A 26,493-nucleotide genomic window follows, 5' to 3' on the forward strand; every position below is an offset into this window, starting at 1 on the left:
CAATTTTATATTCCCTAAATTTTTTACTTCTTACTTATCGTTTTAAAGACAACATTTATCCACTTTATTATACAATATAATTTTAATTATAAAAGTAACGTCTTAAAGAAGAAAGAAACTTGTAATATTGTTAAAACAATTTAGAAATAAAAGTCAACAAAAAGTAGTCGAACAATATCAGAACGACTACTTTTTATAATAGATCTAAACTTTTACTATTCTGACATTCTTCTTCATTCGAATCGGATTTATAAAAATCGATAGATCAGCTAAGACAACAAATCCGCCCCCTATTTCTAATAGGGCGTGTCAAGTGTAGTCGAGGGTAGAATTTTCAATAAAATAATATTTTTACTCTATCTTATCTCTTAATTTCTCGACAAAGAGATAGGCCGCAGGACAGGTTAAAGTGTTTTTGATAGTCAAATTATTGATTTGATATATCTTTTTACGGTCGGTATGTGGAAATTCTCTACAAGCCTTGGGACGGACATCATAGATGGAACAGAGATTGTCACCACCGAGAAATGGACATGGCATTGACTTAAAGATCTTATCACCGTCTTCATCTACCTGTAGAAATGCATCTTCGAAGGCTGGTAATTTCATTTTAAAGTACTTGGCAATGCGTGTGATATCTGCTTCTTTAAAGTCTGGTCCAAGGCTCTTGCAACAGTTTGCACAGGCTGTACAATCAATTTCTTCAAACACTTCTTGGTGAATCTCCAGCGCAATCTTATCTAGGTTTTTTGGAGCTTTCTTTTTCAGATTTCCAAGAAATTTACGATGCTCTTTTTGCTTTTGTAAAGCTAATTGGTGATAGTATTCGATATCGATTTCTTTTGACATAGATTCTTTAACATCCTTTTCTGAAACTAGTATACCATAACTGAAAATAAATAAAAACTACTGCCGTTAAGGCAATAGTTTTTACAAGATTAGTCGACTTCGACCACCTCAACCATATCTTTGCCAAGTAAGATTAAATATTTTTCAACTTGATCTATTTGGTAAGAACGAGACAAGGCTTCTGCATATAGCGATAATTGACCTCTATAACGTCCAATCAGTTGACTTGGATATTCATAATGATCTGTCTTGTAGTCAAAGAGAATAATTTTATCCTCATAGAGGAGATAACCATCTAAAATTCCACGGACAACAAAGTCTTCCTGACTCTTAGCATCTCTTTTTAACATAGAGAAGGGTTGTTCTCGATAAAGTTTATCTTGATTTGCAAGAATCTCTTGACCAAGAGCTGTATTAAAGAAGGACAAGATTTTTTCTAGATTAACTTTATCTTTAACAGCTGAAGTTGCCTGAACTTGCTCCAAGGCTTCTGTCAAGGTTTCCAAAGTAGGTTTCTTAGCGAGATTGATTCGCTGCATGAGTTCATGGGTAGCACTACCAATCTCAGCTCCAGTGACTTTTTCTGTCTTAGAGAAGTCTGGAAGTTCAAACTGAATCATAGTTTCTTTTGGTTTAGATTGACCAGCTACTACTACACCTTCCATATCCATGACTGGTTCATAAAACTTCTTAATCTGGCTTGGGGTCTGAACACTCGGAAGATTAATCGCTGCACGGTGGATTTCATTATACACTTCCACTTCTTTCAGCATTTCTAAAGCTTCCCTAATAGTATCAGACTGACGGTTGCTTGCCTGAGAAAGATCTTGGAGCTGGTTTTTAGTTTCCAATTCTCCGATAGCTTCCTTGGTTAGGTCTTCTTCACCTTCAAAGCGCACACTAAAGTGTAAGTCCTCTTTAGAAAAAGCTTGATAGATGGCCCAAATCCAGTCCTGGAAATTTTGAGCATCAAATCTTGTTTCACGAGTCAAAAGACCTTGCCCATTTGTCGGGTATTCTTTAGACTCCAACTTTTCTCGTGATCCTTTTCCGACTAGATAGAGTTTTTTCTCAGCACGAGTCATGGCTACATACAGTAAACGCATCAACTCAGAATAGCTTGCTAATTGGAGCTCCTCCTCATTTTGACTATAAGTCAAGCTTGGAATGGATAACTTAATGGTAGATGGAAGATATTCCTCTTTTGCATTTGTAGCTACTCTAGCCACATACTTAAGACCAAGACCGTTTTTACGACTTAGGATAACTTCAGACATGGAATCTTGCTTGTTAAATTGCTGATCAATATTGAGAATAAAGACATATGAGAACTCAAGCCCCTTACTCTTATGAATACTCATAAGCTCCACAGCATCCTTAGGTGGAGCTACAGTGACACTGGCAAGGTCGTACTGAGCTTCCAAAACTTGATCAATCATAGCTATGAAACGTGATAAGCCTTTAAAATTACTCTTTTCAAACTGGTCTGCTCGTAGTGCTAGGGCATAGAGGTTGGCCTGTCTAGCTTGACCATTTGGTAAAGCACCAACATAATCATAGTAGAAACGTTCGCTATAGATTTTCCAAATAAGGTCATAAGGCGAATGCGTTTTTGAGAACAAACGCCAAGAATTAACAGTTTCTAAGAAAAGGTTAAGCTTTTTATGGAGTTCAGGCTTAATTAGATCTTTTTGGATACTAGTTTTTGCTTGAGCATTGACTAGTTTCTCATAAAAGTTTTCTTGAACCTTATCCTCAGAATTTTGAAGAGCTAGACGAGCCAATTCATCTTCATCAAAGCTAAACATCGGAGACTTCATGAGAGCTACTAAAGCAAAGTCTTGCAGAGGATTATGGATGACCCGAAGGGTATCTAACATGACTTGGACTTCTAAAGACTGTAAATAGTTGCTTTGAGCACCATCTGTCTTGACTGGAATCCCATACTCAGACAAGGCAAGTAGAACCTGGTCATTGCGACTTCTGCTGGCAGTCAAGAGAGCAATGTCCTTGAAGGGCACACCTTTATCATTGTGGAGATGCAATATCTCCTTAAGCACCATTCGCATTTCACCAGTCAGTTTGTTGGTCGAAAACTCTTCCTCTTCCTTAGAATCACCGTCAACATCCTTATCATACAAGAGGACTTCTGCCTTGTTTTCTGAATCTGGGTGTAAATCAGTATTTCCGAAAACAAGTTGATGCATGCCGTCATAAGAAATCTCTCCAACTTCCTCATCCATGAGATGCTTAAAGACGTCGTTGGTAGCATTTAGTACTTCTGAACTACTACGGAAGTTTTCCTTGAGAAGTATTAACTGACCTTCTTCACTATCCTGAGCAAAACTGTGGAATTTTTCATTGAAGATTTGGGGATCTGCCTGTCTAAAACGATAAATAGACTGCTTGATATCTCCCACCATAAAACGGTTATGCCCGTTAGAAAGGAGTTCCAACATTCTTTCCTGGATATGGTTGGTATCTTGGTACTCATCGACCATGACTTCGTGGAAACGTTCCTGATACTCTTTTCGAACTTGAGGGAAGTTTTCCAGAATCTCAATGGTATAGTGACTAATATCCGCAAATTCAAAGGCATTTTCTTCACGCTTACGCTTTCGATAGGCATCAACAAAATCACTCATGAAAACTTGAAAAGTCTTTGCTAAGTCCCAAGACTCTTGATGATATTTTTCCTGGAATTTCAATAAAGTAAGTTGGTCATTTAATGCAATTAACTTTTCAAACTTATCTTTTCTCTCTTGGTTGTACGCTTCTTTCAGTTCTAGGAGTTCAGCCTTGCGACTAGCATTTGTGAGAGCAAGGCCACCCTTATCCTTAGAAATACTCACAACTCGCTCTAGGACTTCTTGATATTGATTAAAAGTTGATTCGCTGGTTAAAGCTCCAATTTCATCAAGAACTTGTTGGACAGCTTCTAAGTAGGCTGCTTTCCCAAATTCCTTAGCATCATTCTCTAGATGGTAACGGAAGAAACTTTCCAATTCCCAGAGTCTTTGCTGAATGTCTTGAGCCAGCTTTTCTTTAGAACTTGTAAAATCGGCCTTTTCGAATCCTCTTAAGAAAGATTCCTGTAGCCAAGCCTGAGGATTACTTGTAGATTGCAAAAAGTCATAAATCATATAGACCTGTTTACGCAAACCACGCGCATCCTTGCTTTTTCCTGCAAAGTTTTTGACTAGCTGACTAAACTTGACTTGTTCCTTACTTTGGTAGTGACTTTCGAAAACTTGTCGAAACACATCATTCTTTAAGAGGAGTTGCTCACTTTCATTCTCAAGAATGCGGAAGTTTGGAGCAAGATCTAGAAGATAGCCATGTTTGGCTAGAAACTTCTGAGTAAAAGAGTCCATAGTTCCAATAGCAGCGTTTGGTAAATCAGCTAATTGTCTTCCAAGATGCTTTTTTAGCTCCATATCTTGAGTCTCTTGGATTTGTTGGCTGATTTTCTTTTCCAAGCGTTCTTTTAACTCGGTTGCTGCCTTTACCGTAAAGGTTGAGATAAAGAGTTGGCGAATTTCTACTCCACGCGCTAGTTGATCAAGAATTCGTTCAGCCATGACAAAGGTTTTTCCTGAGCCAGCTGATGCTGAGACCAGAATGTTTTTACCAGAACTGTAGATAGCTTGAATTTGCTCAGCAGTTTTCTTGGGTTTCTTGTCAGAATGAGCTTCTTCTATTTGCAACTTTTCAATCTCTTCTTGGGATAAAAATTTCATCGCTCCAACTCCTCTCTAATTTTATTAAACCATGTTTCCTTATCATTGCTCTTAGCGACCTTATCTAACAATCTAGCTTGACCTAAATGGTAATTAGCTTCAAAACCAGTTATCGACTGATATTGTTGGACATAAGGGGCAATACTCCTACCGTCTTCTGTATAGGGATTGATAGCAAATCTACCAGATAAAATCTTCTCTGCTGCTTTCTTATAAATAAGAGCGTTATAGTCCAGCAATAACTGGAATTCCTCATCAGACAACTGATAGGTCTTGTTTTTATTATATAGTTCCCCAAGGCTCTTTATCTCTTTTTCGAGAAATAACCCTTGATATTTCATACTCTTAGTCGTTTCTGCTAAAGCCTTTGAAAGAGTTTTTACAGTTTGTATAGACTGAACTGGCTCAGCCATCTCTAAATACATAGCACCAAAGAAGTCGGTATTTCCTTCTTTCTTAAGAGCAGCCAGATAGGTTGGTAATTGTGAATTAAGGCCGTTATAAAAGAGAGGGAAGTTAAACTGTGTTAGAGAAGATTTGTAATCGACAACACCAATAGCTTCACTTGTCTTTAAGCGATCTATTCGGTCAACTTTACCACGGACATAGACATTTCTGCCGTTATCTAACTGGACAAAGGCTTGTTCCTTACCACCAAAGACTGCTTCTTCCTGAATTGTTTCAATTTCAGAATTATGACGAAGTATATGCCCAGTTGCACGCGCAACGTCTAAAAGAACTTCCTTGGTTAATTGGGCTTCCAAACTTTCTTGATAAATGGCTTGAAACTCACGTTCTTGACTTGTTTCAGAGATTGCTTGTTCTAAACGGCGATCAAAAGGTGTATCAGCAGGAAGTTTCATAGCGCGTTCAAAAATACGATGCAAGAAATTCCCATGGCTTCGAGCATCAGGTCGCAAACGTAATTCTTCCTGCAAGCCTAAGACATAACGAAGGTAATAGCTGTATTCATTACGATAAAACTCTGTTAATCCAGAAGTTGATAGATAGAAATCCTGATCTTGAGGATACAAGGCTTTCAAAGTTTCAGTAGCTAAGGTCTTACTTTTTGGACTTGTCGGCAGGACAGGATTATCAAGGCCTTGATCTTCTAATTTTCTCCCCATGACACGAGCTAGAACCTTAATAAAGGTCAAGTCCTGCTCACTTGTCTCCAACTCACCTTGCTGGTGATAAGCAACAAGACTAGACAAAAGACTGTGATAAGAACCAATATCATCCTTTGATAGGTTTCTTCGGTCGATTCTCTTTTCAATCTTGGTAAAACCAAAATCCTGCAATTCTTTCAGATAAACCGACTCTTTACTCTCGCTTTCATTGAGTAAACTTGGCGCTGATAAGACCAATTGCTTCTTAGCAGAGTTCACTAAAGAAAGCATGGTATAGCGATTTTTCTTAAGATTTTCATGGCTAGCAATCAATAATTGAGAGCCATCTTCAGTACCTTGGTTTAAAACTTCTCTTTCTTCATCACTCAAAAGACTGGAATTTTGGGTGATTTTAGGTAGATGATCCTGGGTTAATCCAAGTGCATAGATGTAATCAGAAGTTAAAGGCGAAATCAAATCATAACTTTGCACCAGAACCGTATCTACCGTTGCAGGGATTGTACGATAATTTGATAAGGACATCCCTGAATGAAGAAGAGCCAAGAAATCATCTAAAGCAACCTGAGTCCCCTCAAATACGGTCGCAAATTGCTCCATTACGTGGCAAAATGCTTTCCAGACCTCTTCTTGTCTTTCTTGCTCTGTCGCATCCATCGTTTCAGATAAGGATTGTAATTGCTTGGTCACAGATGCATCCTTCAAAAAGTTATTCCATTTTTTAAGGATATTTTCAATCTTTTGCTTACGACTGGATAATAAAGTTTCTAGTGGGTTTAGGACACGGACACGCAGCTCGTTTAATTTCTCTAAATCAAATTTTCCATGATGATTTTTTGTAAATTCTTGTTTAAAGTTAGAAAGTCCATCAATACCTAAATAGCGGATATATTGTTCAAAGCTATCGATTTCTTCCTGAGCGAGATCGGTGTATAAGCCGGTTCGCAAGAGATTAACCAATTCTTCCTGACGGAAATAGTACCGTTTGAGACGTCCCACAGATTCTACAAATTGAGTCAACGGATGATGAGCCATAGACTCACTCTTACCTAGATAAAAAGGAATCTGATATTGATTAAAAATTGTCTGCAAGGACAGTTTATAAGACTCTACGTCACCAAGTAAGATACGAAAATTCTTATAGCTAAGTTCTTGCTCTTGGTGCAATTTCTGGCGAATGCTACGAGCAACGAGCTCCAGCTCTTCTTTTTGTGTCAGGCAAGACCAGATTTGCAAGTCTTCTCTATCCTTAGCATCCACTTCTATGCTAACTTCAGAATAATCATAAGCACTTTCAAGTAATTTCGAGGCTTTAGCAAAGGCATCAAGTTTTTCATGTTCTTGACATGCATCTTCTGCCTTGGTCTGATATTTAAAAGCCAAATGACGTAGAAATTCAACACTGGCTTGATAGAGATTCCCTTCACTAAAAGAGCTATTATAGGCTCTCTTAGACGCATATACACCAATAGTAATCTCAACACCCTTACGATGAAGCAAATCCACTAGGTGTTCCTCTTCTGCAGAAAAACGGGTAAAACCATCAATAACTAGGGCAATCTTACTAAAATCACTACTTACCTTGTTTTCTTCGATAGCATCAATCAGATAGGACAATGGACTTCCTTGTGAAACTTGACCTTGATTTAAATAAGCTGTTATCTTTTCAAAAATCAAGAGTAAATCAGAGCGTTTATCAGCATCTGTCAAACTTTCCAAGTCCAAAAAACTCATCTTTGCAGTTGAAATTTCATGATAAATCTCAATCAGTTGCTGGATGAATTGCGGATCTTGTTTAATAGCCCCGTAAACACGTAAATCCTTAGCATCTATCTCAGACAGACACTTATAGAAAGCCATACCAAGACCGATATCATCGAGACTTGACCTCTCAGGAATATCATTTAAAACCAGATAACGTGCCATTTGAGCGAAGCGCGTGACTGTGATAGCAAAAGAAGCCTGCTGACTCAAGCACTCCAGCACGGCACGTTCCTTTTCAAAAGAAAGAGAGTTAGGGGCGATATAAAAGACTCGTTTTCCTTGGTCAACTAGTCCTTGAGCCTCCTTAGTTAGGATTTCTGTCAAAGAAGTCCGAATATCGGTATAAAGTAGTTTCATCTCTGCCTCGTTTGTTTTTTCATTACTCTATATTATACCATGATTTAACAGAAGATTCTGTCTCTGATTCCCAAAATATGCTATAATATAGGCAAAACACGTGAAAAGGAAATACTATGATTAAACTACTTGCTTTGGATATGGATGGAACTCTACTAAATGAAGCCAAGGAAATTCCTCAGGCTCATATTGATGCCATTCATAAGGCTATCGAAAAAGGTGTCAAACTGGTTCTATGTACTGGACGACCTCTCTTTGGAGTTCTTCCCTACTACAAGAAACTCGCTCTTGATTTGCAAAATGAATACGTTATTGTCAATAATGGTTGTTCTACCCACCAAACCAGTGACTGGAGCCTTGTTGACTGGCGGGAACTTAGCAAATCTGACATCGAATACCTCAATGACCTGGCTGAAAAGAGTGAGGTTCAGTTGACTCTCTTTGATGAGGAACACTACTTCGTTCTCGGAGGCAAACCAAATCCTATTGTTCAATATGATGCCACACTTGTCTTTGCTGACCTGACTGAAATCTCACTGGAAGAAGCTACTAGTGGTAAATATCGTATGTTCCAGGGAATGTTTTTAGGGACAAAAGAACAAACAGATGACTTTGAACAACGATTTGCTGATGAACTTTGTCAGAGATTTAGCGGTGTTCGTTCTCAACCAGTGATCTATGAAGCAATGCCACTCGGTACAACCAAGGCTTCTGCTCTTTCTCGTTTGGCTGAGATTTTAGATATCCAACCTTCTGAAATCATGGCTATGGGTGATGCCAATAACGACATTGAGATGTTAGAGTTTGCTGGGCTGGGGGTCGCCATGGGAAATGCCAGCGACCACGTAAAATCTCTCGCTGATGCCGTAACTGCTAGCAATGAAGAAGATGGTGTTGCACGCGCCATTGAGAAATATATTTTATAAAAAATAAGCCCAGTCAACTAGTATTTCTAGCCAACTGGGCTTTTATTTTTTTTAAAATTTAAAAACTTTAGAAACTCTTTAGAAATGCTTGACGATTCTTTGATATCTATGCTTTATACTAGAGTTATAAAAATAAAACATCTTAAAGATTAAAGGAGAAAACTATGAAAACAGTCCTCGAAATCCATGGCTTGTCCAAACAATTTGGCAAACAACCTATTCTACAAGATCTTAGTCTCTCAGTTAAAGAAGGAGATATATATGGACTTATCGGAAAAAATGGTGCTGGTAAAACAACTCTGATTAAAATCATTACCCAATTATTATCTGCTGACCATGGAACTATTTCCCTCTTTTCTAGTCAAGGGTATAAGGAGTGCACGAAAGCCCTATCTCGAGTAGGTTCAGTCATTGAATCCCCAGTAGCTCACAATCATTTAACAGCCTATCAAAATCTAAGATACTATTGTACTATTCGACATATCCCAAATGCTGATCAAGTCATTCAGGAAACATTAAAGTATGTGGGGTTAACAGATACAGGTAGAAAAGTTTTTCGAGATTTCTCTCTTGGAATGAAACAACGCCTAGGCATTGCGATTGCCCTCCTATCAAAACCGGACTTTCTCATCCTTGATGAACCTATCAATGGACTTGACCCAATCGGTATTAAAGAGTTTCGTCAAATGATTCAACGTCTGAATCAAGAACTAGGAATAACAATTCTCATCTCTAGTCATATCTTGTCAGAACTCTACCTGGTTGCCAATCGCTTTGGAATTTTAGACCAAGGGAAAATCATTCGAGAAATCAGTAAGACCGAATTTGAGACACTTAATGAAGACTATATCGTTCTAAAAACAAGTGACAAAGAAAAAGCTAGTCAAATCTTAAAAGACAAAGTTCATCTCGAATTTAAAGTTGTTAATTCAGATAATGAGATTCATATTTTTAGTCATGAACAAGATGTCAAACGCATTCTCAAAGAACTTACTCTAGCAGATGTTGACGTGGATGAGATTTACTATGCTCGTCAAAATCTTGAAGAATACTTCACACAATTAGTAAAATAGGAGGAACACCATGATACATACAATTCAAGCAGACTTTTACCGTCTTTTCCGTTCCAAAGGATTTTGGATTACAGAGCTCGTTCTCTTTGCACTCATGTTAATGGGGGCTACTTTTGGAGCTACAGGACACTTCATATCCGTCAGTACAAGTACAAACGCAGAAACCGAACTGCCAAGCAAGGGATGGGATGGTATACAAGCCCTTATTAACACCTCTAGCAATAGCTCAAACCTAGTTTTCCTCTGTATTATCCTTGCTTGCTTAGTTCTAGGAGTTGATCTTATCGGAAAACTCTATAAAAACAGTTTGACAGTGGGTGTTTCTCGCACAGAATTCTTCCTAGCCAAGTCTGTAGTATTGGCAAGTATCGCTCTAATGCAAATTCTTGTTAGCCTAGTTATTGCTTTCGTACCAGCGACTATCCTAAACGGTCTTGGTACGATGCCAGAAGGATTTATTGGCAATCTCCTTCTAACAATTTCTCTTCAATTTCTCTGCATTCTAGCTTGGCTATCTATTGTGTCCTTCATTCTCTATGTGACTCATTCTTATTTGGCTGTTTTCATTGGCTATTTAATCAGTTCTACCTTGCTTTCATTGCCGATGCTTATCTACCCAGATATCGAGTTTTTGCGCTATTTATCCTTGAACTTTACCTATGCCATGACTGACTATAGCCAGGCCATTCTATACACCGTTATCGTTACTGTAACCATTATTCTACTCTTTACCATTAGTGGACTTGCTGTTTTCAAGAAGAAAAGCTTATAAAAATGACCTCCTCTATTCAAATAGAGGAGGTTCTTTGCTTTAAAAGAGAACTCTAACTGTAAACCATGAACCATCTGTACTTAGTTGTAGTTCTGCACTAAGTAGATGGGATAATTCTTCTGTAATATAAAGACCTAAACCAGATGATTCTTCAGTATCTGAGAGGTTTTCAGAGTAAAATCGTTGACTGAGATTTTCAATTTTACGAATGGGTTGTTTAACCAGATTAGCAATTTCCAAACAAATGTGATTGTCCACTTCCTTCAGAGAAAATCTCGCTTCATCCTTACCATGTTTTAGAACATTGCCAACGAGATTTTGCAAGATACGCTCTAATAAATCCGAGTCTGTTATTAAATACAAACTAGGTTCTACTTGCAAATCAAGGTTAATCTTTGCCGTCTGAAATGAATCATAATAAGTCAGCAATTTCTGCGTCATAAATGTCGAGACTTCTAACTCAGATAAGTCAGGCTTAACTGCTCCCTCCATTAACCGACGATAGTCCAAAAGAGCCTCTAGGCGTTTTGAAACTTGATTGAGATGATGAGCAATTTTTCTCAAACTCTCAGACTCAGGATTTTCTGTTTTAAGCAATTGCTGAGTATAACCTGACGCAATCGTTAAAGGTGTTCGAATATCGTGTGCAATATTGCTAATAGCCATGTCTAAAGTCTGCTTCTCTCGCTTCATAATCAAGCGTGACTGCTCAACTTCTTGAAAGAGATGATTGATTTGCTGGTAAAGATGTAAAAAATCCTTGGAGAAAGTGGACACTCCGATTCTCTTCATACTTCCAGTCAGAATCTTGTCTTCAATTTGTTGGCTCAAGTTTACCAGTGCTAGATGATAGCGAATCAACCCTATCGTCAATAGGATAATAACCAGCAGTAGCAAAGAAAGTAAAATATAGATCATTGCTCATCTCCTTTTAATCGAACACCAACTCCCCAGATAGTTTCAATATACTCTTGCTCTGGATCAAGTTGGCTTAATTTTTTACGGAGGTTACTTAAATGAGTGTTGAGAGTATTGTCGCCTGGTAAATAAGTATCCTCCCAGACTAATTCATAGAGTTCTTCTTTCGTGAAAATTTTCTTAGGATGTCCCAACAAGGTTTGGAGAATCAAGCATTCTTTCTTAGCTAGGCGAATAGTTTCCTGGCAATTTTTGATTTCAAAACTATCTGCATCAAATTGAATATTTTTTAACTGTTGAATCAACTTGTCAGGATGTTCGATTTCAGCTGCTTGCTTGTCACTTTTTTGACGTAATTGTACCGTAACCCTGGCAAAAACTTCATCCAAATCAAAAGGCTTTACAATATAATCATTAGCACCATCTAAGAGATATTGGCTGATGAGCTTTTTATCGCTTAGGGCAGTTAGCATGATGACAGGAATTGAACTATCTTGTCTAATGGCTTTTAAAACCTGATCGCCATTTTTACCTGGAAGCATAATATCTAACAAGATCAGATCAATGTCACCTTGTTCAATTCGTATCATTCCTTCAGTACCAGAAAAAGCCTGAATCACCTCATGCTCCTCAGAAAGTAGAGTTCTCAAAATTTCTTGAATCTCATTATTATCTTCAACGATAAGTATTCTAGCCATAAACACCAACCTTTTTAATAGTATTATATCATGTTTTTTTAGGAATTTCGGATAAAGAAAAACTCTCCTTCATACTTAAATACGAAGAAGAGCTCATTAGCTATATTAAATTAAGGCAGTCAATGCTGTAATAAGTCCAAAAACGATACCTGGTGCATTAGCTGCTGCCAAAGGAATATCACGTTCTTTTTTAAAGAGACCGTAGTAAACCCAAAGACTGCAGTTAAGTGCAGCTACTGCTGGTTGGATAAAATTCCCTTTTTGACCAGCAAGGTTATTCATAATTTGAGGAATATAAGAGACATACATCATTACAGACATAAAGGTTGCAATCCAACCTAAAGTTTTCATTTGTTTTTCAGTCATTTTTTTCTCCTTTCGAAAACAGTTTCAATTATACACTATTTTTTTAGATAGTGAAGTTTAAAAAACTATTTGTTAAAAACTTGTAAACTATCACAATCTTGTGATAAGAGAATCAAAAAAATACCCTCTTGCTATTTCAAGAGGGTTTTTTATTCGTTTAGAAACTTACTTTTTCTCAATCGGTGCAACACTGGCCAAAAGTTTTTTCAAACCGACTTCTGGGAAGTTGATTTTTAATTCCTGGGTAGCTCCACTACCTGATACTTCAAGGACAGTTCCTTCACCCCATTTTTTATGAAGGGCAATATCACCGATAGACCAGCTAGTTTCACTGGAAGCTGATTTAGAACCAGCCGCAAATTGTCCAAATGGTAAACCACTTGATTGGATCGATGTAGGCGCAGTATTCCGTTTTCGTTCTTGAAGAGCCTGTGCCAGACTCATTCCTTGACCAAATGTAGTGTTTCCACTTGTGTAAGAAGCTTTAAAACTTGTATTAGCTGGACGAGCCAAACCTTGATAGGTCAACAGATCTGAACTAATCTCGTTGATAAAACGGGTCGGACGATTGTAACTTGTACGCCCGAAAAGCAAGCGAGAGTTGGCGTTGGTTAGATAGAGAATTTTCTCGGCGCGCGTGATTCCTACATAGGCCAAACGACGTTCTTCTTCTAATTCATCAGGATCTTCAGAGGCACGACTAAGAGGAAATACATTCTCCTCCATACCGATAATAAAGACAACTGGAAACTCGAGTCCTTTGGCAGAGTGTAAGGTCATTAAGGTTACTTCTGACGTCTCCTGACTGCCTGAGTCCGTATCTGCAATTAAGGCAAGATCATTCAGGAAACGACTCAGTTTATCTAGTCCTGTTTCCTCTTCTTGGCTTTCAGGATTGTCATCAAAGTTTTTGGTAACAGATAAGAATTCCTCGATATTTTCAACCCGAGCCTTACTCTCCAATGTTGCTTGTGCATTTAGAATATCAACGTAACCTGTTTTTTCAAGGACAGCCTCAACCAACTCTGTAATGGTTAATTGGTCCAGTTTCTCCCTCAAATCCAGTATCATATTGGCAAAGTCCCAGATCGACTGGGCTGCCTTACCCTTAATTCCTGATAACATGATATTTGCTGAAGCATCTAGCATGGACATTTCTTGCAAATTAGCGAAGTCTCGAATTTTTTCAACAGTTCCTGGGCCAATTCCACGCTTTGGTTCATTGATGATACGTTCAAAACTGATATTATCACTTAGGTTGGCAATGAGATTGAGGTAAGCAATGATATCACGGATTTCCTTACGGCTGTAGAATTTGGTACCACCAACCATGGTATAAGGAATATTAGACTTGAGAAGGGCCTCCTCAATAGTACGTGACTGGGCATTAGTACGATAAAGAACTGCAAAGTCTTTGTGTAGGAAGTTTTGACTTCGACCAAGTTCATCAATTGTTTTGGCTACAAAAACAGCCTCATCTTGTTCGTCATTGGCACGATAGTAGACAATTTGTTCCCCATCCGCATTTTGAGTCCATAGATTCTTAGGACGGCGATTTTTATTGTTTTTAATAACGTCATTAGCTGCTTGGAGAATGGTTTTGGTTGAGCGATAGTTTTCCTCCAATAAAACAACCTTGGCTTGAGGATAATCCTTCTCAAAATCCAAGATATTCTGCATATCAGCACCACGCCAACCGTAGATAGACTGGTCCGCATCCCCAACAACACAGATATTTTTAAAGCGAGAAGCCAACAGTTTGACCAGTTGGTACTGGGCATGATTGGTATCTTGATACTCATCAACATGGATATATTGGAACTTTTGCTGATAGTAAGTCAAGACATCAGGATTTTGGTCAAAGAGACGAAGCGTAAGCATAATCAAATCATCAAAGTCAACTGACTCAGACTGACGGAGTTCCTTTTGATAGGCCTCATAACACTTAGCGACAATGTTTGTATATAAATCTCCTGCTTGAGCAGCATAAGCAACATCGTCAATCAAATCATTCTTAGCATTAGAAATGGTCCCTAAAATAGAGCGTTCATTCCACTTTTTAGGATCCAAATTTAATTGCTTGAGAATACGCTTCATCAGTGATCGCTGCTCACCTGGATCGATAATGGTAAAGTTACGATTGTAACCAATATGATCCGCATCACGACGTAAGATACGAACGCACATAGAGTGAAAGGTCGCTATCAAACAGTCCTGTGTAGCTGGATTGAGCCCATAGGCACGTTCTTTCATTTCACGAGCAGCCTTATTGGTAAAGGTAATGGCTAAAATATTCCAGGGATTAACCATCTTTTCATCAATTAAGTAGGCAATACGATGGGTCAAAACTCGTGTTTTACCAGAACCAGCCCCCGCCATAATCAGCAGTGGACCTTCTGTTGTTTGGACCGCTTCAGCCTGTCGGTCATTCATACCGTTTAATAAAGGATTCATTTTCTCTTCCTATTCTTCAAATCAATGTTTCTATTATATCAAAAAAGACTGAAAATAACTCTATCAGAGACAAGCTTCCTTTTTTCCTAAAAAAAGAACACTAACAAGTGTTCTTTTTATTTTAATCATGAATAGATTGTAAAAGTGTCAACAAGGCTTGAGCCGATCTGCGTCCTGCTTCTACGATAAATTCATCAAATGAAATAGAAGCTTCGTGGTTAGCATTATCACTCATGGCACGTACAACTAAGAAAGGTAGATTAAGCGCGTGAGCTGCTTGAGCGATAGCCGCTCCTTCCATCTCAACCGCAAGCACCTGAGGAAAATGTTCTTTTATAGCTTTAATCTTATTTTCACCCGCAATAAAACTATCACCGGTAGCAATCAAACCTAAATGCCATTTTTGGTTAAGTTTAGACAAACTCTCTTGAATCAAGCTAACAAACTTTTTATCTGTTTCAAAATAGAGTGGTTGTTGGGCCATCTGACCGTATTCATAACCAAAAGCAGTCACATCAACATCATGATAAGCTAGCTTATCAGCAATCACTACATCTCCAACTTCGATTCCTTCTGCTAAAGCACCAGCTGAACCAGTGTTGATGACAGCATCTACTTTAAAGTGGTCGGCTAGGATAGCTACACTCATAGCAGACATGACTTTACCGATACCACTCTCCACCAAGACAAGCTCGACTGAACCAATTATACCCGTATGATACTTATTTCCTAATACCGTCTCTTCTTGAGCGTTTTCTAAATGTTGAATCAGATAAACTAGCTCTTCTGGCATAGCTGCTATAATTCCAATTTTCATGACATTCCCCTTAAATAAATCTCATTGCTAAAACTAGAAAAATCAAGAGAAGAATAACAGCAAATAGAATCTTATTCAGTTTTGAGTTAAAAACATTTCTCTTAGTATTTTCAATTCGACGACTTTTATGGATTTGTGGTTCAACATCAATCGTTAGGGTATCTTGACTAAAACCATGGTCACTTGAACGTGAAGCTCTATAATGTTGAGATGAAGTAGATAATATCTTTGTTTCTTGATCATCTACTAAAGTAGGACCAGAGATATCTTCACCACGATTTGCACGCTCGATTATTTCGTCTGTTAATAAAGGTTTTCCCATAGGTTCCTCCCCTATTTTTCTTGTAATTCCCAGTACTGGATAGCCATGATAGTCTTGGCATCACAGATATCACCAGACTGGATCAGTTGTTTAGCTTCTTCAAGACTAACTTCAAGTAATTCTAAAGTTTCATCTTCATCCTGTGGACGTGGATCATCAACCTTTGTCAAATCACTTGCCAAATAAAGTTTTAATCGCTCATTACAGAAACCAATAGCAGAATAGAAATCATACAAAAAAGTCAGTTTTCCAGTGTAGGCAGCTTCTTCTTCCAATTCACGAAGGGCTGCTGCTTCAGGATCAGCGTTTTCTCCAATTTCTAGTTTTCCTGCAGGAATTTCAACAGAAACTTTTTCAATCGCCTTGCGATATTGCTTGACTAGAACAATCTTATTTTCTGGAGTAACTGCAAGTACGCATACTGCACCATTATGGAAAATCAAATCACGTTGAGCTGTCCCTTTTCCATTAGGAAGTTCGACCTGGTCTTGTACCAATTGGAAAATAGGCCCTTTATAGATTTCTCTACGGCTGAGTGTTTTCTCTTCAAATTCCATGCTTAGCTCCTATTTGTTTTTAGGATGATGTGGTAGATGAGTCGCATATTCGTCTTTGTTAACTTGGCGACCACGACCGATGGCGATAGCATCAGCAGGCACGTCTTTAGTAATGGTTGAACCTGCACCAACAAGAGAGTTATCTCCTAGTTCAACAGGAGCAATGATGGTCGAATTCGAACCAACAAAGACATTGTTTCCGATGACTGTCTTATATTTATTTTTCCCATCATAGTTGACTGTTATTGTACCAGCACCAAAGTTGACGTCACTGCCAACTTCACAGTTACCAATGTATGTCAAATGACCAGCTTTTGTATTTTCTCCAATGCTAGAACCTTTAACTTCAACAAAGTTTCCAATATGAACATCTTTTGCCAGGCTAGATCCTGGACGAATATGAGCGTAAGGTCCGACTGTAACACCATCAGCAACTGTGCTTTCCTCAATCATAGAATTGGTAATTACAGCACCTGAACCTATAGTACTATCGACAATATAAGTTCCATTCGTCAAAACAGTTTCTGCACCAATCTTACTAGAACCTTTGAGGGTTACATTAGCTTCAATTTGTACATCTGGAGCAATTTCAACATCCACATCAATATAAGTCGCTTCTGGATTTACAAAACTAACACCATTAACCATGTGGGCTTGGTTAATACGACGACGCATAACAGCTTCTGCCGTAGCGAGCGCTACACGATCATTTACTCCAAGGCTTTCATCAAAGTCTTTCAGAGTATAAGCTCCAACTTTCTCACCAGCTTCACGGAATATTCCAATCACATCCGTGATATAGTATTCACCTTGAGCGTTGTTAGTATTGATATTCTTAAGTGCTTCAAAGAGGCGAGCGTTATCAAAAACATAAGTTCCTGTATTGATTTCCTTGATTTGTTTCTCGAAATCAGTCGCATCCTTTTGTTCAACAATTCTCAGCACTTCAGCATTATCATTACGAACAATACGTCCATAACCAAATGGGTCTTCAGCTTCTGCAGTTAAGATTGTAGCTACATTCTTGTGGTTTACATGGAAATCAATCAAGTTCTTTAGGCTTTCACCAGTGATTAATGGTGTATCTCCAGCGATAACCAATGTTTGTCCAGAAAGACCTTCAAGAATTGGCTCAGCCATCATTACTGCATGACCAGTTCCCAATTGCTCAGACTGTCTCACAAAATCAGTCTGTCCTGCTAAAACTTGCTCTACAAGTTCAGCCTTATGTCCAACTACGGTAACTGTTTTTTCAGGGTTAATTGCGCCAACGCTACGAAAAACATGCTCAAGCATTGAAATTCCCGCAACCTTGTGCATAACTTTCGGTAGATCTGATTTCATACGGGTACCTTTACCCGCTGCTAAAATAATTGCATAATTTGCCATATTTTTCTCTTTTCTATAGAAATTCTTTATTATTATACCACAATTTACTTCACGATACACAAATTTGTTGACCTCAACATGACGCTAATGACTGTCACTACTCCGTTTTGAGTAAATTTTTTGATTTTTTTCATAATTTACGATAAACTATAGGGGTATGAGAAAAAAAATTCGTCCAGCTTTTATAGTTATTATATTTGCTGCTTTTATAGGACTCTTGATTCTCAATCGTCCACGATTCGAAGAACATCCTGTAAAAACCAAACAAAATCCAGTTCAAATAGAAACACAAGCTCTACATAACTTGGATAAGCCTATCATCGATATCTCTGGTTGGCAAAGACCGTCAGAGATCAACTATGATATTTTATCTAAAAACATCTCTGGTGCTATTGTTCGAGTCCACGGAGGAAACCAGATCACTACTGAGAACGATGCATCTTATACGAATGGAACAGATAAAGCTTATAAAAGTCATATCACAGAATTCCAAAAAAGGAATATTCCAGTTGCTGTCTATGCATATGTATCTGGAAAAAGTGTAGAGGAAATGGAAAAGGCTGCTGAAGCATTCTACAATTCAGCTTCCCCATACAATCCAAGTTACTATTGGTTAGATGTCGAAGAAAAAACCATGTCAGACATGAATAAAGGGGTTGAAGCTTTCCGTGCTAAACTAGAATCTCTAGGTGCTAAAAACATCGGTATCTACATCGGTGTTTACTTCATGGAGGAGCATAGCATTAGTACAGATAAGTTTTCAGCTATTTGGATTCCTTCCTATGGCGCAGATTCGGGCTATTTTGAAAATTCACCAAATACAGACCTTGACTTTGATCTTCATCAATATACATCAAAAGGAAACTTGGTTGGATTTGAACATCATCTAGACTTAAATCTTATTTCTTTATCAAAAGATAAGGAAGAAACGTTTAGAAAACTATTCTTAAAACCTTAATTTCAATCAGCAAGCAGATATTCCTTCTGCTTGCTTTTTTATTTCTCTTACTTTGTGATATAATACAAGAAGAGAATTTTAGAGAATAAATATGGAGAGAGTTTATGTTATCTTGGATTTCAAAAATGATTAAAGGAATTGTTATTGCCCTAGGATTTATATTACCTGGTATATCTGGTGGTGTTCTGGCAGCTATTTTAGGGATTTACGAAAGAATGATTCGATTTCTTGCCCATCCATTCAAAAACCTAAAAGAAGATATTCTTTATTTCTTACCTGTTGCTATTGGGATGTTACTAGGTATAGGGTTATTTTCTTATCCAATTGAGTACCTCCTTGAGCATTATCAGGTTTATGTTTTATGGAGTTTTGCGGGTGCCATTATTGGTACAGTCCCAAGTCTTGTAAAAGAAGTTACTCAAGATTCAGAAAGAGACAAAGTCGATCTTATCTGGTTTTGGGTGACCTTTATTGTTTCTGGAATTGGTCTTTACGCTTTAAACTTTGTTGTTGGTTCACTCAGCGCAAGTTTCACAAGTTTTATCCTTGCTGGTACTCTGCTTGCTCTAGGTATCTTGGTTCCTGGATTAAGCCCCTCAAATCTTCTCTTGATTTTAGGTCTTTATACCCCAATGTTAACTGGATTTAAAACTTTTGATTTATTTGGAACCTTCCTTCCAATAGGAATTGGAGCTGCTGCTACTCTAGTCGTTTTTTCAAAATTGATGGACTACGCTCTTCGAGTGTATCACTCTCGTGTTTATCATTTCATCATTGCAATTGTTCTTTCAAGTACACTCTTGATTTTGATTCCAAATGCGGGTAATGCTGAAAGTATTAACTACAGTGGTTTATCTCTTGTGTCTTATGTGATTGTTGCCTTCTTTTTTGCTCTTGGTATCTGGTTAGGTATTTGGATGAGTCAATTGGAGGATAAATACAAATAATGGCTAAAAAAGTAAAAGTTAAAAAAACCTTAGTAGAGCAAATATTGACTAAGGCAGGTGTTGACCATCAAGGTATTCAAATCAACGCTTTAGAGGGAGAACTTCCTTCTGGTTATGATAGAAATCATATCTTTAAGACCTTAGCATTATTGGGTGACAAGACTGGTCCGGTTATTGGAATTGTTCCCATCACCGAACACCTTTCTGAAAAGAAATTAGCAAAGATTTCTGGTAATAAAAAAGTTTCCATGATTCCTCAAAAGGATTTAGAAAAAACAACGGGATATATTCATGGAGCTAATAATCCTGTCGGTATCCGTCAAAAACACAACTACCCTATTTATATTGATGAAAGTGCTTTGGAATTGGAAAAAATGATTGTTTCTGCTGGAGAAGTCGGACACAGTATCATCATTGCGCCACAAGATCTGGCAAACTTTGTAAAAGCCAGCTTTGTAGATATCTTAGAGGAGATAAACTGATGAAACTTTACTTTGTCCGTCACGGTCGAACAGTCTGGAATCTAGAAGGTCGCTTTCAAGGCGCTGGTGGAGATTCCCCTCTTCTCCCTGAATCTATTGAAACTTTAAAAGACCTAGGCCAGTATCTTAAAGATATTCCTTTTGACAAGATCTATTCGAGTGATTTACCGAGAGCGGTAAAATCAGCTGAAATTATCCAAAGCCAACTGACAAATCCATGTCCTTTAGAAAGTGTTCCCGAACTCAGAGAATGGCACCTCGGTAAGCTTGAAGGTCTAAAAATTGCTACCTTAAATGCAATCTACCCTCAGCAAATTCAAGCCTTTAAAACAAACTTAGCCAAGTTTGATACTAGTATGTTTGAAGCTGAATCACTGTACACTACAACTCAGCGCACCATTCAATTTATCAAGTCCTTAAAAAACTCTAAGGCAAAACACCTATTACTTGTTGGTCATGGAGCAAACCTTACTGCAAGTCTTCGCACGCTGATAGGCTATCAGGAAGCTCTGCTTCGTAAAGACGGAGGCTTGGCTAATGCAAGTCTAACAATTATAGAAACTAATGACTTTGAAACATTTACTCTAAAGACTTGGAACGATACTTCTTATCAAAAAATATAGAACTTGATATTAACAATCAAGTTCTTTTTAGTTTTTATAGAATATCCGTGAATTTCTTGACTATTTATGATAAAATGGAGTATCGTGAAAAATTAATTTATTATTTCAAATTTCGATTAAAATTAGGAGGAACTCATGTCAACAGAACACATGGAAGAATTGAATGACCAACAGATCGTTCGCCGCGAAAAAATGGCTGCGCTCCGTGAACAAGGAATTGATCCTTTCGGTAAACGTTTTGAACGTACTGCCAACTCTCAAGAACTAAAAGATAAATTTGCTGATCTTGATAAAGAACAACTACACGAACTAAACGAAACTGCTACTATCGCTGGACGTTTAGTGACAAAACGTGGAAAAGGGAAAGTTGGTTTTGCTCACCTTCAAGACCGTGAAGGTCAAATCCAAATCTACGTTCGTAAAGATGAAGTTGGTGAAGAAAACTACGAAATCTTCAAAAAAGCCGACCTCGGAGACTTCCTTGGTGTCGAAGGTGAAGTTATGCGTACTGATATGGGAGAACTCTCTATCAAGGCTACACACATCACTCACTTGTCTAAAGCCCTTCGTCCGCTTCCAGAAAAATTCCACGGTTTAACAGACGTTGAAACTATTTACCGCAAACGTTACCTTGATTTGATTTCAAACCGTGAAAGCTTTGAACGCTTTGTTGCTCGCTCAAAAATCATCTCTGAAATTCGTCGTTATCTTGATCAAAAAGGTTTCCTAGAAGTTGAAACACCTGTTCTTCACAACGAAGCTGGTGGTGCTGCTGCTCGTCCGTTTATAACTCACCACAATGCCCAAAACATTGACATGGTGCTTCGTATCGCGACTGAGCTTCACTTGAAACGACTTATCGTCGGTGGTATGGAACGCGTTTACGAAATCGGACGTATCTTCCGTAACGAAGGTATGGATGCTACACACAACCCTGAGTTCACTTCTATCGAGGTTTACCAAGCTTATGCAGACTTCCAAGATATCATGGACTTGACTGAAGGTATTATTCAACACGTTGCAAAAGCTGTTAAAGGCGACGCTCCAGTTATCTATCAAGGAACTGAGATAAAACTTAACGAACCATTTAAACGAGTACACATGGTGGATGCCATTAAGGAAATCACAGGGGTTGATTTCTGGAAAGATATGACTTTCGAAGAAGCTAAAGCTATCGCAACTGAGAAGAACGTTCCAGTTGAAAAACACTACACAGAAGTTGGTCATATCATCAATGCTTTCTTTGAAGAGTTTGTCGAAGAAACATTGATTCAACCAACCTTTGTCTATGGACATCCAGTAGCAGTATCACCACTCGCTAAGAAAAATCCTGAAGATGAGCGCTTTACAGATCGTTTTGAGCTCTTCATCATGACTAAAGAATACGGCAATGCCTTTACTGAGTTGAATGACCCAATCGACCAGCTTAGCCGTTTCGAAGCCCAAGCTAAGGCCAAAGAACTTGGTGATGATGAAGCGACTGGTATTGATTATGACTACATTGAAGCCCTTGAATATGGTATGCCACCAACAGGTGGTTTGGGAATCGGTATCGACCGTCTCTGCATGCTACTCACTGATACTACTACTATCCGTGACGTACTTCTTTTCCCAACTATGAAATAAAAACTAAACTCCTAGAAAGATTCTAGGAGTTTTTTGTAGTTAAAAAGACAACCTTATCAAAGAGGTTGTCTTTTTATTTCTTATTTGATTAAATTTAATTTTTCTAAAGTATCATAAATCAAAAAATAACTGTCTCGTATTTTAAATCATAAAGAACCTCTAGCAAAGGTGTAGTATTCCAAGTATAAAAATAGTTATTTTTTTCTTCAATCCATCTACTAAAGTAATTTGGAAATTCACTTTTGAACTTAGTTTCCAATTCATCAATCGTTTTAATACCTAATTGTTCACAATAATTGACAATTTTAGAAATTCTATCATCTTTAAATTTTCCACCAGGATACCTAATATCTATATTATGTTGATTATAATATTTCTCAAGAAACTTGATATAAGATTCACTTTCTAATAAGGCCGAAATACTTATAGAATCAATTTGAATACTTTTAGAATTTTCTTTGAACTCTTCTTCAACTTCATTAAGATAGTCTTTTTCATATCTTTTAATTTCCATAAATTCATCATCAGCTAATTCAATTAAACCAGCTAATCTCGAAAATCTTCTTCTGATTTTTTCAGGAACATCCTGATCAGTTTTATAGCCAAAGTCATGTTCTATCTCCGCCCAAGCATGCTGTAAAATAGTTCTTATCTGAACTTCAAACTTCAATTCTTTATAATTCAAATTCTCAGCTAATTTTGCTCTGTCTCCACCTAATTTTAAAATATAATGTAAAGATACATAACCAAATTTTGTTGGATCTTGTGTTTTTCGTTTGTCAATAGAATTAGCTTTATCTAATTCAAATTCCTCCTCAAGTAACGAAGCAATTTTATCTACATCATCCGAAAAATAAGTAATAATTCTAATTCCACAAATATCTGTTATCTCTAATAAATTAGAATACTTATAACCCTTAGTTTCAATTTTTCTTTCTAAACTATCTCTATCCTTAACCCTTCCCTTAATTTCATGAATCTGTATTTTTTTAATTTCCAATAGACTTTTAATCGTGGCATCTATATATTCTAAAAGTCTCTCATAATTGTTTTTAGTAGAATCAAATTCAGATAAAATTTCTTTACAATTTCGCTCAGTCATTTTATACCCCCTATGTACTATGATTAGAATAATCCTAGTACAGTTCCATCACTTTCAACATCCATGTTGAGAGCGGCAGGACGTTTTGGAAGTCCAGGCATGGTCATAACATCACCAGTAAGGGCGACGATGAAGCCTGCACCCAGCTTAGGTACTAATTCACGAATAGTAATTTCAAAGTTTTCAGGTGCTCCAAGAGCGTTAGGGTTATCTGAGAAACTGTATTGAGTTTTAGCCATACAGATTGGCAGTTTATCCCATCCGTTTTGGACGATTTGTGCAATTTGGGTTTGAGCTTTCTTCTCAAAGTTAACCTTGCTACCACGGTAAATTTCAGTAACAATCTTTTCGATTTTTTCTTGAACGGAAAGGTCGTTGTCATAGAGACGTGTGTAGTTTGCTGGGTTTTCGTCGATTGTTTTTACGAGAGTTTTAGCTAGAGAAACTCCTCCTTCAGCTCCATCAGCCCATACGCTAGCTAATTCGACTGGTACATCGATTGAAGCACATAGTTCTTTCAAGGCTGCGATTTCAGCTTCTGTATCAGAAACAAATTCATTGATAGCAACAACTGCTGGAATACCGAACTTACGGATATTCTCAACGTGGCGTTTCAAGTTTGCAAATCCAGCACGTACTGCTTCTACATTTTCCTCTGTCAGAGCATCTTTAGCAACTCCACCATTCATTTTAAGGGCACGAAGAGTCGCTACAATGACTACTGCACTTGGAGATGTTGGCAAGTTTGGAGTCTTGATATCCAGGAACTTCTCTGCACCAAGGTCTGCACCAAAGCCAGCTTCTGTTACAGTATAATCAGCTAAGCGAAGAGCTGTTTTTGTCGCCAATACAGAGTTACATCCGTGAGCAATATTGGCAAATGGTCCACCGTGTACAAATGCTGGTGTACCATATATTGTTTGCACAAGGTTTGGTTTGATAGCATCTTTCAAAATCAATGCTAAGGCACCCTCAACCTGTAAATCACCAACTGAAACTGGTGTGCGGTCATAACGGTAGCCGATGACAATATTAGCCAAACGACGTTTCAAATCTTCAATATCGGTTGCCAAGCAAAGGATAGCCATGATCTCTGAAGCAACTGTGATATCAAAACCATCTTCACGTGGAATACCATTAAGTGGACCACCAAGACCAACAGTTACATGGCGAAGAGCACGATCATTCAAGTCAACAACACGTTTCCAGAGAATACGACGTTGGTCGATTCCTAGCTCATTTCCTTGGTGCAAATGATTGTCAATCAAGGCCGAGAGAGCATTGTTTGCAGTTGTGATTGCGTGCATATCACCAGTAAAGTGAAGGTTGATGTCCTCCATTGGTAACACTTGGGCATAACCACCCCCAGCAGCTCCACCTTTAATACCCATAACAGGGCCAAGAGAAGGTTCGCGGATGGCAATCATAGTTTTCTTGCCAATCTTATTCAAAGCATCAGCAAGACCAATAGTAATGGTTGATTTTCCTTCACCAGCAGGTGTTGGGTTGATAGCTGTAACAAGAATCAACTTACCAACTGGATTGGTTTCAACTTCACGAATTTTATCAAAGCTTAGTTTAGCCTTGTACTTTCCATACAACTCCAAATCATCATATGAAACACCAAGTTTCTCAACAACATCAACGATCGGTTTTAACTCAATACTCTGTGCAATTTCAATATCTGTTTTCATAAAAAACTCCTCAAGCCTCTAATGTGTTAATTCATTATATCATAAAACAAGATTTTTAACAGTCATTATGATTAGTAACGTTCGTGAATATCGCTAAATAACAGACTTTCTTTATCTCTATTTAATTTTTTATATGCCTTTATAGATTTTAACTATGGATTAACATCCTATTTTCGGCCCTTGTTACATCGCTTTCATTTTACTTAATGCTCATTTTTTTGTACAATAGTTCTATGAAAATTTTAGTTACTTCTGGTGGTACAAGTGAAAAAATTGATAGAGTTCGTTCTATTACCAATCACTCCTCCGGTAAACTTGGAAAAATTATCACCGAGACTCTTCTAAAGGCTGGCCATGAAGTTTGTTTGATTACCACTCTTCAGGCAGTTAAGCCAGTTAATCATCCAAACTTGACCATCATCGAAATTAAAAATACAGCTGATTTGCTGCAAGTCATGAAAGATAAGGTTACGGATTACCAAGTCTTAATCCATTCTATGGCTGTATCAGATTACACGCCTGCCTATATGACTGGATTTGATGAAGTTCAAGCTAGTCAGGATTTAACAGTGTTTTTAGATAAGAAAAATCAGGAAACAAAAATCTCATCTAAGGAAGACGTTCAGGTTCTATTTCTCAAGAAGAATCCAAAAATCATATCTCTTGTTAAAGAATGGAATCCTAAAATTCACCTGATTGGATTTAAATTACTGGTTGATGTCAGCCAGGAACATCTGATTCAAATTGCGAGGGAAAGTCTTGAAAAGAACCAAGCTGATTTAATTGTCGCAAACGACCTTACTCAGATTAGTAGCGAGCAACATAAGGCTTACTTAGTTGAAAAAAATTCTTTCCAAACTGCTATGAGTAAACATGATATTGCTGATTTACTCCTCGAGAAAATCAAAAGTTATGACTAAAAGAAAGGGATT

At 37.7% G+C, this 26,493-nt stretch carries 22 protein-coding genes; 9 read left to right on the forward strand and 13 right to left on the reverse strand.

What is annotated here, in order from left to right:
* Positions 1 to 351 precede the first annotated feature (351 nt).
* The 3 genes from M1F91_RS01570 to rexB form a co-directional block, all read right to left on the reverse strand.
* The gene (locus M1F91_RS01570; RefSeq protein WP_247912348.1) at positions 352 to 849 is read right to left on the reverse strand and encodes a YkgJ family cysteine cluster protein; all 498 of its coding nucleotides are present in this window, start codon (positions 847 to 849) and stop codon (positions 352 to 354) included.
* 89 nt (positions 850 to 938) lie between these two features.
* A complete protein-coding gene (addA, locus tag M1F91_RS01575; RefSeq protein ID WP_247912349.1) occupies positions 939 to 4,589 on the reverse strand; it encodes a helicase-exonuclease AddAB subunit AddA in 3,651 nt (1,216 codons plus the stop codon).
* A complete protein-coding gene (gene rexB / locus M1F91_RS01580) occupies positions 4,586 to 7,837 on the reverse strand; it encodes an ATP-dependent nuclease subunit B (RefSeq protein ID WP_247912350.1) in 3,252 nt (1,083 codons plus the stop codon). The genes addA and rexB overlap by 4 nt, the downstream gene beginning before the upstream one ends.
* Positions 7,838 to 7,953: 116 nt before the next feature.
* Between rexB and M1F91_RS01585 the strand changes: the two genes are divergently transcribed.
* From M1F91_RS01585 to M1F91_RS01595, 3 genes are all read left to right on the forward strand, one after another.
* Positions 7,954 to 8,763: a Cof-type HAD-IIB family hydrolase gene (locus M1F91_RS01585; RefSeq protein ID WP_247912351.1), complete on the forward strand. Its 810-nt coding sequence runs from the start codon at positions 7,954 to 7,956 to the stop codon at positions 8,761 to 8,763.
* A gap of 164 nt (positions 8,764 to 8,927) precedes the next feature.
* Positions 8,928 to 9,836 (forward strand): ATP-binding cassette domain-containing protein, encoded by a 909-nt coding sequence (locus tag M1F91_RS01590; protein ID WP_024054139.1) that lies wholly within the window; start codon positions 8,928 to 8,930, stop codon positions 9,834 to 9,836.
* A 10-nt stretch (positions 9,837 to 9,846) separates the two neighbouring features.
* A complete protein-coding gene (locus M1F91_RS01595; protein WP_247912352.1) occupies positions 9,847 to 10,608 on the forward strand; it encodes an ABC transporter permease in 762 nt (253 codons plus the stop codon).
* Between the two features lie 39 nt (positions 10,609 to 10,647).
* Here M1F91_RS01595 and M1F91_RS01600 read toward each other — a convergent pair whose 3' ends face one another.
* The 8 genes from M1F91_RS01600 to glmU all read right to left on the reverse strand — a co-directional run bounded on the left by M1F91_RS01600 (position 10,648) and on the right by glmU (position 18,129).
* Positions 10,648 to 11,526 (reverse strand): HAMP domain-containing sensor histidine kinase, encoded by an 879-nt coding sequence (locus M1F91_RS01600; RefSeq protein WP_247912353.1) that lies wholly within the window; start codon positions 11,524 to 11,526, stop codon positions 10,648 to 10,650.
* Positions 11,523 to 12,224 carry a response regulator transcription factor gene (locus M1F91_RS01605; protein ID WP_247912354.1) on the reverse strand — a complete coding sequence of 234 codons (702 nt, stop codon included), beginning with the start codon at positions 12,222 to 12,224 and terminating at the stop codon, positions 11,523 to 11,525. Before M1F91_RS01605 ends, M1F91_RS01600 begins: the two co-directional genes overlap by 4 nt.
* A 105-nt stretch (positions 12,225 to 12,329) precedes the next feature.
* Entirely contained in the window at positions 12,330 to 12,590 is a 261-nt protein-coding gene (locus M1F91_RS01610; protein ID WP_045763891.1) for a SemiSWEET family transporter, read from the reverse strand.
* Between the two features lie 165 nt (positions 12,591 to 12,755).
* Positions 12,756 to 15,044, reverse strand: a complete 2,289-nt coding sequence (pcrA, locus tag M1F91_RS01615) for a DNA helicase PcrA (protein WP_247912355.1) — start codon at positions 15,042 to 15,044, stop codon at positions 12,756 to 12,758.
* A 121-nt stretch (positions 15,045 to 15,165) separates the two neighbouring features.
* A complete protein-coding gene (locus M1F91_RS01620) occupies positions 15,166 to 15,861 on the reverse strand; it encodes a 5'-methylthioadenosine/adenosylhomocysteine nucleosidase (RefSeq protein ID WP_247912356.1) in 696 nt (231 codons plus the stop codon).
* Between the two features lie 10 nt (positions 15,862 to 15,871).
* The gene (macP, locus tag M1F91_RS01625; protein ID WP_247912357.1) at positions 15,872 to 16,183 is read right to left on the reverse strand and encodes a cell wall synthase accessory phosphoprotein MacP; all 312 of its coding nucleotides are present in this window, start codon (positions 16,181 to 16,183) and stop codon (positions 15,872 to 15,874) included.
* Positions 16,184 to 16,194: 11 nt separating this feature from the next.
* Positions 16,195 to 16,740 carry an NUDIX hydrolase gene (locus M1F91_RS01630; protein ID WP_247912358.1) on the reverse strand — a complete coding sequence of 182 codons (546 nt, stop codon included), beginning with the start codon at positions 16,738 to 16,740 and terminating at the stop codon, positions 16,195 to 16,197.
* Between the two features lie 9 nt (positions 16,741 to 16,749).
* Positions 16,750 to 18,129: a bifunctional UDP-N-acetylglucosamine diphosphorylase/glucosamine-1-phosphate N-acetyltransferase GlmU gene (glmU, locus tag M1F91_RS01635; RefSeq protein ID WP_247912359.1), complete on the reverse strand. Its 1,380-nt coding sequence runs from the start codon at positions 18,127 to 18,129 to the stop codon at positions 16,750 to 16,752.
* A gap of 157 nt (positions 18,130 to 18,286) precedes the next feature.
* Here glmU and M1F91_RS01640 point away from each other — a divergent pair, with 157 nt between their 5' ends.
* The 5 genes from M1F91_RS01640 (at position 18,287) to lysS (ending at position 22,765) form a co-directional block, all read left to right on the forward strand.
* Positions 18,287 to 19,087: a glycoside hydrolase family 25 protein gene (locus M1F91_RS01640; RefSeq protein WP_247912360.1), complete on the forward strand. Its 801-nt coding sequence runs from the start codon at positions 18,287 to 18,289 to the stop codon at positions 19,085 to 19,087.
* A 104-nt stretch (positions 19,088 to 19,191) separates the two neighbouring features.
* Positions 19,192 to 20,034: a DUF368 domain-containing protein gene (locus M1F91_RS01645; protein WP_247912361.1), complete on the forward strand. Its 843-nt coding sequence runs from the start codon at positions 19,192 to 19,194 to the stop codon at positions 20,032 to 20,034.
* Positions 20,034 to 20,516 carry an aminoacyl-tRNA deacylase gene (locus M1F91_RS01650; RefSeq protein ID WP_247912362.1) on the forward strand — a complete coding sequence of 161 codons (483 nt, stop codon included), beginning with the start codon at positions 20,034 to 20,036 and terminating at the stop codon, positions 20,514 to 20,516. Before M1F91_RS01645 ends, M1F91_RS01650 begins: the two co-directional genes overlap by 1 nt.
* Positions 20,516 to 21,139, forward strand: coding sequence for a histidine phosphatase family protein (locus M1F91_RS01655; protein ID WP_247912363.1), 624 nt, complete (start codon positions 20,516 to 20,518; stop codon positions 21,137 to 21,139). The genes M1F91_RS01650 and M1F91_RS01655 overlap by 1 nt, the downstream gene beginning before the upstream one ends.
* A gap of 135 nt (positions 21,140 to 21,274) precedes the next feature.
* Entirely contained in the window at positions 21,275 to 22,765 is a 1,491-nt protein-coding gene (lysS, locus tag M1F91_RS01660; protein WP_247912364.1) for a lysine--tRNA ligase, read from the forward strand.
* Between the two features lie 118 nt (positions 22,766 to 22,883).
* On the opposite strand, the gene M1F91_RS01665 is transcribed toward lysS, so the two are convergent.
* The gene (locus tag M1F91_RS01665; protein ID WP_247912365.1) at positions 22,884 to 23,867 is read right to left on the reverse strand and encodes a GTP pyrophosphokinase; all 984 of its coding nucleotides are present in this window, start codon (positions 23,865 to 23,867) and stop codon (positions 22,884 to 22,886) included.
* Between the two features lie 23 nt (positions 23,868 to 23,890).
* Positions 23,891 to 25,561: a formate--tetrahydrofolate ligase gene (locus tag M1F91_RS01670; RefSeq protein WP_247912366.1), complete on the reverse strand. Its 1,671-nt coding sequence runs from the start codon at positions 25,559 to 25,561 to the stop codon at positions 23,891 to 23,893.
* 233 nt (positions 25,562 to 25,794) lie between these two features.
* Between M1F91_RS01670 and coaB the strand changes: the two genes are divergently transcribed.
* Positions 25,795 to 26,481 (forward strand): phosphopantothenate--cysteine ligase, encoded by a 687-nt coding sequence (gene coaB, locus M1F91_RS01675; protein WP_247912367.1) that lies wholly within the window; start codon positions 25,795 to 25,797, stop codon positions 26,479 to 26,481.
* Positions 26,482 to 26,493: the final 12 nt, after the last annotated feature.

Source organism: Streptococcus sp. oral taxon 431 (genome assembly GCF_023110115.1).
GTDB lineage: Bacteria > Bacillota > Bacilli > Lactobacillales > Streptococcaceae > Streptococcus.

Excerpts from the sequence above, each read along its gene's own strand:
- M1F91_RS01570 (WP_247912348.1), bottom strand. The coding sequence starts at position 849 with ATGTCAAAAGAAATCGATATCGAATACTATCACCAATTAGCTTTACAA.
- addA (WP_247912349.1), bottom strand. The coding sequence starts at position 4,589 with ATGAAATTTTTATCCCAAGAAGAGATTGAAAAGTTGCAAATAGAAGAA.
- rexB (WP_247912350.1), bottom strand. The coding sequence starts at position 7,837 with ATGAAACTACTTTATACCGATATTCGGACTTCTTTGACAGAAATCCTA.
- M1F91_RS01585 (WP_247912351.1), top strand. The coding sequence starts at position 7,954 with ATGATTAAACTACTTGCTTTGGATATGGATGGAACTCTACTAAATGAA.
- M1F91_RS01590 (WP_024054139.1), top strand. The coding sequence starts at position 8,928 with ATGAAAACAGTCCTCGAAATCCATGGCTTGTCCAAACAATTTGGCAAA.
- M1F91_RS01595 (WP_247912352.1), top strand. The coding sequence starts at position 9,847 with ATGATACATACAATTCAAGCAGACTTTTACCGTCTTTTCCGTTCCAAA.
- M1F91_RS01600 (WP_247912353.1), bottom strand. The coding sequence starts at position 11,526 with ATGATCTATATTTTACTTTCTTTGCTACTGCTGGTTATTATCCTATTG.
- M1F91_RS01605 (WP_247912354.1), bottom strand. The coding sequence starts at position 12,224 with ATGGCTAGAATACTTATCGTTGAAGATAATAATGAGATTCAAGAAATT.
- M1F91_RS01610 (WP_045763891.1), bottom strand. The coding sequence starts at position 12,590 with ATGACTGAAAAACAAATGAAAACTTTAGGTTGGATTGCAACCTTTATG.
- pcrA (WP_247912355.1), bottom strand. The coding sequence starts at position 15,044 with ATGAATCCTTTATTAAACGGTATGAATGACCGACAGGCTGAAGCGGTC.
- M1F91_RS01620 (WP_247912356.1), bottom strand. The coding sequence starts at position 15,861 with ATGAAAATTGGAATTATAGCAGCTATGCCAGAAGAGCTAGTTTATCTG.
- macP (WP_247912357.1), bottom strand. The coding sequence starts at position 16,183 with ATGGGAAAACCTTTATTAACAGACGAAATAATCGAGCGTGCAAATCGT.
- M1F91_RS01630 (WP_247912358.1), bottom strand. The coding sequence starts at position 16,740 with ATGGAATTTGAAGAGAAAACACTCAGCCGTAGAGAAATCTATAAAGGG.
- glmU (WP_247912359.1), bottom strand. The coding sequence starts at position 18,129 with ATGGCAAATTATGCAATTATTTTAGCAGCGGGTAAAGGTACCCGTATG.
- M1F91_RS01640 (WP_247912360.1), top strand. The coding sequence starts at position 18,287 with ATGAGAAAAAAAATTCGTCCAGCTTTTATAGTTATTATATTTGCTGCT.
- M1F91_RS01645 (WP_247912361.1), top strand. The coding sequence starts at position 19,192 with ATGTTATCTTGGATTTCAAAAATGATTAAAGGAATTGTTATTGCCCTA.
- M1F91_RS01650 (WP_247912362.1), top strand. The coding sequence starts at position 20,034 with ATGGCTAAAAAAGTAAAAGTTAAAAAAACCTTAGTAGAGCAAATATTG.
- M1F91_RS01655 (WP_247912363.1), top strand. The coding sequence starts at position 20,516 with ATGAAACTTTACTTTGTCCGTCACGGTCGAACAGTCTGGAATCTAGAA.
- lysS (WP_247912364.1), top strand. The coding sequence starts at position 21,275 with ATGTCAACAGAACACATGGAAGAATTGAATGACCAACAGATCGTTCGC.
- M1F91_RS01665 (WP_247912365.1), bottom strand. The coding sequence starts at position 23,867 with ATGACTGAGCGAAATTGTAAAGAAATTTTATCTGAATTTGATTCTACT.
- M1F91_RS01670 (WP_247912366.1), bottom strand. The coding sequence starts at position 25,561 with ATGAAAACAGATATTGAAATTGCACAGAGTATTGAGTTAAAACCGATC.
- coaB (WP_247912367.1), top strand. The coding sequence starts at position 25,795 with ATGAAAATTTTAGTTACTTCTGGTGGTACAAGTGAAAAAATTGATAGA.